Source organism: Pseudemcibacter sp., assembly GCF_965661635.1.
In the GTDB taxonomy this organism is placed as follows: domain Bacteria; phylum Pseudomonadota; class Alphaproteobacteria; order Sphingomonadales; family Emcibacteraceae; genus Pseudemcibacter.
Window position 1 is genome coordinate 1 of record NZ_CBFIEP010000042.1, and the last position, 6,532, is coordinate 6,532.

General features: G+C 41.9%; 6 protein-coding genes. 4 read left to right on the plus strand and 2 right to left on the minus strand.

Annotated features, from left to right (window positions below; all coding sequences use genetic code 11):
- Positions 1-460, plus strand: a 460-nt coding sequence (locus ACTF6W_RS03230) for an NTP transferase domain-containing protein (protein ID WP_438993102.1), incomplete at its 5' end; no start/stop codon positions are given.
- Here ACTF6W_RS03230 and fdhD read toward each other — a convergent pair.
- Both fdhD and ubiG read right to left on the minus strand, forming a co-directional pair.
- A complete protein-coding gene (gene fdhD, locus ACTF6W_RS03235; protein WP_438993103.1) occupies positions 450-1,223 on the minus strand; it encodes a formate dehydrogenase accessory sulfurtransferase FdhD in 774 nt (257 codons plus the stop codon). The two genes, ACTF6W_RS03230 and fdhD, sit on opposite strands and share 11 nt — an antisense overlap.
- A 16-nt stretch (positions 1,224-1,239) precedes the next feature.
- Positions 1,240-2,043 (minus strand): bifunctional 2-polyprenyl-6-hydroxyphenol methylase/3-demethylubiquinol 3-O-methyltransferase UbiG, encoded by an 804-nt coding sequence (gene ubiG, locus ACTF6W_RS03240; RefSeq protein WP_438993104.1) that lies wholly within the window; start codon positions 2,041-2,043, stop codon positions 1,240-1,242.
- A gap of 98 nt (positions 2,044-2,141) precedes the next feature.
- Between ubiG and ACTF6W_RS03245 the strand changes: the two genes are divergently transcribed.
- From ACTF6W_RS03245 to ptsP, 3 genes are all read left to right on the plus strand, one after another.
- Positions 2,142-3,359, plus strand: a complete 1,218-nt coding sequence (locus tag ACTF6W_RS03245; RefSeq protein ID WP_438993105.1) for an aspartate kinase — start codon at positions 2,142-2,144, stop codon at positions 3,357-3,359.
- A gap of 36 nt (positions 3,360-3,395) precedes the next feature.
- Entirely contained in the window at positions 3,396-4,403 is a 1,008-nt protein-coding gene (locus tag ACTF6W_RS03250) for an NAD(P)H-dependent flavin oxidoreductase (protein ID WP_438993106.1), read from the plus strand.
- A 39-nt stretch (positions 4,404-4,442) separates the two neighbouring features.
- On the plus strand, positions 4,443-6,532 hold a 2,090-nt coding region (gene ptsP / locus ACTF6W_RS03255), incomplete at its 3' end, for a phosphoenolpyruvate--protein phosphotransferase (RefSeq protein ID WP_438993107.1).

The window sequence follows — 6,532 nt, forward strand, 5'->3', positions numbered from 1 at the left end:
TCTTTCTCCTCAGGTCACAAACCTCATCATTAATGCTCAGGATCCGAATATCCTAGAAGGATTTAAAGTTGTGCCTGATCAAGAAAGTCATCTTGGCCCCATTGGCGGTCTTTATTCAGCTTTAAATTATGCACTGGAAAATGATTATCGAAAAATAGTCACTGTACCTTGCGACACACCATTTATACCGAATGATTTTGTGGAAAAATTGTTAAGAATTAAAGATAGCTCTTGTGTTATAGCCTGCTCAGGGGGACGCCTTCATCCAGTTTTGGGGTTATGGGATGTATCGATCATAAATGACGTCAAGGCGTCAATTGAATGCGGCGAATATACTTTAATGAAATTGATTAAAAAGTTGGATTATATTGAAGGTGAGTGGACAGAAAACCCTGATCCATTTTTTAATATTAATACGCGTGAAGATATAAAAGTCGCCGAAAGTCGTTTTATTTTATAATTCGATCTGCAATATCACTGACAATATTTAAGCCCTCTTTTCTCGCAAAAGCGATAAGGGCAATACCAGACTGTTCAGCAAGAGAAACGGCAAGACCCGTAGTCGCAGATACGGCGGCGACGATTGGAATACCAAACAATGCACATTTTTGAACCATTTCGAAACTACAACGGCTTGTGATAAGAGCAAAACCATTTGAAGGGTCGATGTTTTCTCTGATTAAATGACCGATTAATTTATCCAGTGCATTATGCCTGCCCACGTCTTCTCTTATTGCGATAATATGACCCGTATGATCTGCAAAGGCAGCTGCATGAAGCGCGCCGGTTTCTTTATTTAAGTGTTGCTGCGATTTAAGTGAATTCATCGCGTTATGAATGAGTTTAGCATTGGTTTTAAAATCGGAAGTAATTTTCGGCAAGTCCTTTATGGCATGCTCTAACTTATCAACCCCACAAAGACCGCAACCCGTGCGCCCGGAAAGGGTGCGATTATATTTTTCAAGGCGGTGGAAGGCTTGCGCATTTATTTCAATGGCCGCAATTTTTCCTTTTGGTGCGTCTTTGATTTGCGAATAAATAATATCACTTTCTTTTTCAATGATGCCTTCGGTTAAGCTAAAACCATAAGAAAAATCTACTAAGTCAGATGGCGACGCCATCATTACGGCAAAAGTTACACAGTTATATTCAAGAACAACCGGAACTTCTTCTGTAAGTGGTCTATCTTGTTTAATCTCCCCACTCGGGGACCATAAACGCATAGATTTAAAGTTGGCTTTATCCCTCATTATTTTTAACCGCGAGTGCGACGTAATTGACAGAAAAATCATTGTTGCTCAATGACCAAGTTCCTCCTAATGGATTATAAACCATGCCTTGAATGATATTAATATCAAAGCCGCTTATTTTTGCATGCTCACAAAGTTCTGACGGCTTTAAAAATTTTTGCCAGTCATGTGTGCCAACCGGCAGCCACCTTAAAATATATTCTGCACCCGCTATGGCCATCACCCAAGATTTCATTGTCCGGTTTAATGTGGAGAGGGTCATACATCCATCTTTATTCAGTAGTTTATGGCAAGCATCTAAAAATGAAGCAATATCGGCCACATGTTCAATCACTTCCATATTGAGGATGACATCAAATTTCTCGCCTTGGTAGGCTAATTCTTCTGCCGTGATATGCCGATAATCAATATTTAATCCCATCTGTTCTGCATGGACACCCGCCGTTTTAATATTCTTTTCTGCTGCGTCCGCGCCAATTATTTCTGCGCCAAGTCGTGCAATCGGCTCACATAACAGTCCGCCACCACAACCAATATCAAGAATTCTTAAGCCCGCTAGTGGCTTCTCATCATTGGGATCTCTCTTAAAGTGGGCGCAAATCTGATCTCTTACAAATGCGATTCGCGTTGGATTTAATTTATGTAATGGTTTAAACGGTCCATTTGGGTCCCACCACGTGTCAGCCATCGATGAAAAATGTGCAATTTCATCAGGATTAACAGATTTAGCAGTACTTTGGGTATTTTCAGGTGCCATCTTGGCCTCTTTTGATAAAAAAACGAATAATTGCATAATATATACAAGTCCGCACTTGCTTCAAGCACCTATAAGCATATATGTAAGGCTCAGATTATTTTTTATGAAAAACTATAAGTTAAGAGAATTATTTTATGTCGCGAATTGTCATGAAATTTGGCGGAACCTCTGTTGCGGATTTAGATCGAATTCGAAATGTAGCAAACCGTGTTAAAAAAGAAGTAGACGCCGGAAATCAGGTTTCGGTATTTGTATCCGCAATGGCTGGTACAACGGACCGCTTGGTTGGTTACGTCGAGGGAATATCACCAATGCATGATGCCCGTGAATATGACACGGTTGTTTCGGCTGGGGAACAAATAACAGCAGGGCTGCTTGCCATCGCTTTGCAAGACATAGGTGTTCCTGCCCGTTCATGGCTTGGATGGCAAATCCCAATGAGAACCAACAAGGTTCATAGTGCGGCGCGCATTGAGGATATAGGTACTGAAGAACTTATAAGCCGAATGGAAGACGGAACTGTTTGTGTAATTGCAGGGTTTCAAGGGATATCAGAAGACAATCGTATTACCACGCTAGGTCGTGGCGGCTCTGACACGTCTGCCGTTGCATTAGCGGCGGCGGTAAATGCCGATAGATGTGATATTTATACTGATGTTGAGGGAGTTTATACGACGGATCCGCGAATTGTACCAAAAGCAAGAAAGCTCAACAAAATTACATATGAAGAAATGCTCGAAATGGCGTCTCTTGGCGCCAAGGTGCTTCAAACGCGCTCGGTTGCGATGGCGATGAGCCATGGTGTTCGGGTTCAAGTATTATCAAGTTTTACAAATAAACCAGGAACCATGGTTGTTGATGAGGAAGAAATTGTGGAAAATCAAGTTGTAAGCGGCATCACTTATGCCAAAAACGAAGCACAAGTGACGATTGTCGGTGTTAAGAATAAACCCGGCATTGCCAGCGATGTATTTACGCTTTTAGCAGACAATAATATTAATGTTGATATGATCATTCAAAATGAAACAGAGGACGGTCGTAAGACTGACCTAACATTTACGGTACCTGAAAATGATGTAGAAAAATCACAAGAAGCATTAAAAGCTGCATCGGATATTGAATTTAACAATGTGATCACGGATGAAAATGTTGTGAAAATTTCTGTTGTTGGTGTTGGTATGCGTTCTCATGCGGGTGTTGCAGCCACTATGTTTAAAACACTTGCTGATAAAGGCATTAACATTCAAGTGATTTCAACGTCTGAAATCAAAATCAGTGTTCTTATTGATGCTGAATATACTGAACTTGCGGTTCGGGCTCTTCATACAGCTTATGGACTTGATGTCGAATAAAATAAAACAATAAGAATAAAAATAAAGGGCGAGAAAATGAACACTGAAGGCTATGATAAACTAAAAAAACTATGGAAGCGTGGCACAGACTTTCTTGGTACTGAATATGCGATCATGGGCGGCGCTATGAGCTGGCTATCTGAAAGTAATTTGGTGAGCGCACTATCAAATGCAGGCGGTTTCGGCGTTATTGCTTGCGGGAGTATGACTCCGGACCTTTTATCGGTGGTGATTGAAGAAACACACGCGAAAACTAAAAAACCTTTTGGCGTTAATTTAATTACCATGCATCCACAAATTGATGAACTTATTGATGTCACTTTGGCCCATAATGTAAAATATGTGGTCTTAGCTGGTGGTATTCCTTCTGGCGGCTCTATTAAAAAAATTAAAGAGGGTGGCACAAAGGTCATTTGTTTCGCCCCAGCTCTTAGCCTTGCTAAAAAATTAATCCGCAATGGTGTTGATGCCCTCGTCGTTGAGGGCTCTGAAGCCGGTGGGCATATTGGCCCTGTTTCTACATCCGTATTGGCGCAAGAAATACTTCCGCATATTAGTGATTTACCAATTTTCGTTGCTGGCGGTATTGGTCGCGGAGAAGTCATGGCGTCATATTTACAAATGGGTGCTTCAGGAGCACAGCTAGGAACAATGTTTGTTTGTGCGGAAGAATCAATCGCACATGAAAATTTCAAGAAAATGTTTATGCGCGGGAACGCTAGGGATGCGGTAACATCCGTTCAAATCGATAAACGTTTTCCAGTAATACCAGTTCGAGCATTAAAAAATTCTGCATCAATTGAATTTATGGACGTACAACGCGAAGTTATTAATAAATATCAATCTGGCGAACTTGAAATGGAAGCGGCCCAACTTGAGATTGAACATTATTGGGCAGGCGCATTGAAAAGGGCCGTTATTGACGGAGACGTGGAAAATGGATCTGTCATGGCAGGACAAAGCGTCGGAATGGTGAAGAAAATTCAACCTGTTTCAGAAATACTCGAGAATCTGGTACAACAGGCAGCGAATCAACTGGCTTAGAAATAAAACAAGAGGAATAGCCAAATCAAGGAGGGCAATGTGACCCCCACTAAAAACGCACCGCGTCAATTAATGCGGCAGCTACATGAAATTATGGCAAGTGCGGACGATGCGGAAAAACGTCTGAACAGAGTTGTGCACCTTGTGGCCAGTAATATGGTCGCGGAGGTTTGCTCTGCCTATTTCATTCGTGGAGGAGATATTCTTGAGCTCTTTGCAACAGAAGGACTTAATGCAGAAGCGGTTCATCAAACACGATTAAGGGTGGGTGAAGGACTGGTTGGGCTGGTTGCTTCTATGGGGACATCATTAAATTTAAGTGATGCACAAAGCCATCCAAAATTTGCTTACCGACCAGAAACGGGGGAAGAAATTTATAAATCACTTATGGCTGTTCCTATTCTCAGGGCGGGTCGTGTGGTTGGTGTATTGGTCGTGCAAAATAAAATTAGTCGTCATTATTCTGAGGAAGAAGAAGAGGCCTTACAAACGGTTGCTATGGTGCTTGCCGAGCTTGTGGTGAGTGGTGACCTGATCACGTCGCCTGATGAAGATGATGCTTTAGATAAAGCGGCAATTACACGTTACGCAGGTAAAGTCTTTGCTGAAGGCTTAGCTGAAGGCGTAGCTGTAATGCATGAACCTCGCGCCGAAATTATTCAGCACTTATCGGAAGATTATGATCATCAAAAAGAAAGACTGGCAACGGGCTTTGATAATTTAAATAAGCAGCTCGATGATATAATGTCCGCGGAAGATATTATTCATCACGGAGAACATAGAGAAATTCTTGATGTTTATAAATTGTTTGCCCGCGATAAAGGCTGGCGTATCAAGATTGAGAATGCCATTGAAAGCGGATTAACGGCAGAAGCGGCCGTAGAGAAAATTCAAATCGAAAACCGCTTTAGAATGATGAAAACCGATGACCCTTATCTTCGTGAACGCCTTAGCGATCTTGATGATCTGGCCAATAGATTAATTCGACATTTAATGGGTAAAGCCGGAACGGCAGCAGAAAAAACACTGCCTGATGATGCAATCGTAATTGCCGAAAATATGGGACCCGCAGAATTATTGGATTATGACCGAGATAAATTACAGGCAGTTATCCTTCAAAATGGCGCTTCCACATCACACGTCGCAATTGTGGCTCGTGCTCTTGGTGTTCCAATGATAGGTCAAGTGGATAAAGGCCTGCTTGATATTGATGAAGGTGTCCGTTTAATCGTTCATGGGTTAGACGGTGAAATATTTGTTTCGCCCCCTCCTGAGATTTTGGAAAGTTACCGTAATGCGATTACTGACCGCGCAGAACTTCTCGCGTCCTACGAAGGCTTAAGAGACAGAAGAGCAGTAACAAAAGACGGCGTTGAAATTGATCTCGTAGTTAATGGCGGCCTTGCTATTGATATTGAAGGAATGCATAGGACGGGTGCAAGCGGTGTTGGACTTTTTAGAACTGAATTTCAATTTATGATTAGTGAAACTTTACCACGAATCAAACCACAAGCAGAATTTTATAAATCGATTATCGAAGAAGCGAGAGGTAAGCCTGTCACTTTCAGAACGCTTGACATAGGTGGTGATAAGGATGTCTCCTTTTTAAAGCGCGAAAAGGAAGATAACCCTGCGCTTGGCTGGCGGGCCATAAGAATAGCATTAGACCGTCCTGCATTATTAAGATATCAATTGCGCGCTCTTATTACCGCTTCTGCCGGTACTACTTTGCATGTGATGTTTCCAATGATAACAAATGTTGCAGAGTTTCAAAAAGCGCGCTCAATTCTTGATAAAGAATTAGAACGTCACCGCATAAATAATCGGGCCATGCCGTCTGACATTAAAGTTGGAACCATGCTGGAAGTACCAAGTTTGGTTTGGCAGTTAGACCATTTATTGCCTCTGGTTGATTTTATCTCCATCGGCAGCAACGATCTGATGCAATTCTTTTATGCGGGCGATCGGAACAACCCTAAACTTAATAATCGCTATGACACGATTGCGCCTCCCGCTTTAAATATGCTGAAATTCATTGTGGAAAAATGCGATCACTATAATGTTCCATTAACGCTTTGTGGCGAAATCGGCGGCAAAGCAATTGGCGCACTGGCCTTAATTGCACTTGG

Bases quoted from the DNA above. Each gene is read 5' to 3' on its own strand.
- fdhD (WP_438993103.1), bottom strand. From the start codon at position 1,223: ATGCGTTTATGGTCCCCGAGTGGGGAGATTAAACAAGATAGACCACTT.
- ubiG (WP_438993104.1), bottom strand. From the start codon at position 2,043: ATGCAATTATTCGTTTTTTTATCAAAAGAGGCCAAGATGGCACCTGAA.
- ACTF6W_RS03245 (WP_438993105.1), top strand. From the start codon at position 2,142: ATGTCGCGAATTGTCATGAAATTTGGCGGAACCTCTGTTGCGGATTTA.
- ACTF6W_RS03250 (WP_438993106.1), top strand. From the start codon at position 3,396: ATGAACACTGAAGGCTATGATAAACTAAAAAAACTATGGAAGCGTGGC.